Annotated in this window: 7 tRNA genes; all 7 read right to left on the bottom strand. The window is 47.6% G+C overall.

Going from position 1 to position 825, the window contains the following annotated elements:
- Nucleotide 1 precedes the first annotated feature (1 nt).
- A tRNA-Pro gene (locus RU86_RS11790) sits at nt 2–75 on the bottom strand.
- A gap of 59 nt (nt 76–134) precedes the next feature.
- A tRNA-Arg gene (locus tag RU86_RS11795) sits at nt 135–208 on the bottom strand.
- A 64-nt stretch (nt 209–272) separates the two neighbouring features.
- A tRNA-Leu gene (locus RU86_RS11800) sits at nt 273–358 on the bottom strand.
- A gap of 14 nt (nt 359–372) precedes the next feature.
- Nucleotides 373–444 (bottom strand) — tRNA-Gly (locus RU86_RS11805).
- A 20-nt stretch (nt 445–464) separates the two neighbouring features.
- Nucleotides 465–537, bottom strand: a tRNA-Thr gene (locus RU86_RS11810).
- Nucleotides 538–584: 47 nt separating this feature from the next.
- Nucleotides 585–666, bottom strand: a tRNA-Leu gene (locus tag RU86_RS11815).
- A gap of 4 nt (nt 667–670) precedes the next feature.
- Nucleotides 671–743: transfer RNA gene (locus tag RU86_RS11820), tRNA-Lys, on the bottom strand.
- Nucleotides 744–825 lie beyond the last annotated feature (82 nt).

The following is an 825-nucleotide window of genomic DNA, read 5'->3' on the forward strand; positions in this document are numbered from 1 at the left end:
ATCGGGAAGACAGGATTCGAACCTGCGACACCTTGGTCCCAAACCAAGTACTCTACCAAGCTGAGCTACTTCCCGAATAATTTATATCTCTATCACATCAAGATTATCTACTCTCGAATCTTAGATAATCTTGATGCACCCTGCAGGATTCGAACCTGCAACCGCCTGATTCGTAGTCAGGTACTCTATCCAGTTGAGCCAAGGGTGCTACTATCTGTTAGTCTATGTAAGCACTAGTTTAACTCATTCCCTATCACACTGTGATCAAGAAATGCCGAGGACCGGAATCGAACCGGTACGAAGGTCACCCTTCGCAGGATTTTAAGTCCTGTGCGTCTGCCAGTTCCGCCACCCCGGCTTACCTCTAGCATAAGCGAAAGACGGGGTTCGAACCCGCGACCCCCACCTTGGCAAGGTGATGTTCTACCACTGAACTACTTTCGCATATCATTATTTAATTGTAATGCCGGCTACATGATTTGAACACGCGACCCTCTGATTACAAATCAGATGCTCTACCAACTGAGCTAAGCCGGCTAAGGCAGTGTATAAGCGTTAAGCTTATTGCATTGTCTGACGACAAATGCGGATGAAGGGACTTGAACCCCCACGCCGTAAAGCGCTAGATCCTAAATCTAGTGCGTCTGCCAATTCCGCCACATCCGCTTGATGACCCGTGCTGGGCTCGAACCAGCGACCCATTGATTAAAAGTCAATTGCTCTACCAACTGAGCTAACGAGTCTAATACTTGGTATGATTAAGTTTTTACTAAAACTTAAACGGTCTCGACGGGATTTGAACCCGCGATCTTCGCCGTGACAGGG

The organism is Pseudolactococcus piscium (assembly GCF_002441695.1).
GTDB classification, from domain to species: Bacteria; Bacillota; Bacilli; order Lactobacillales; family Streptococcaceae; genus Pseudolactococcus; species Pseudolactococcus piscium.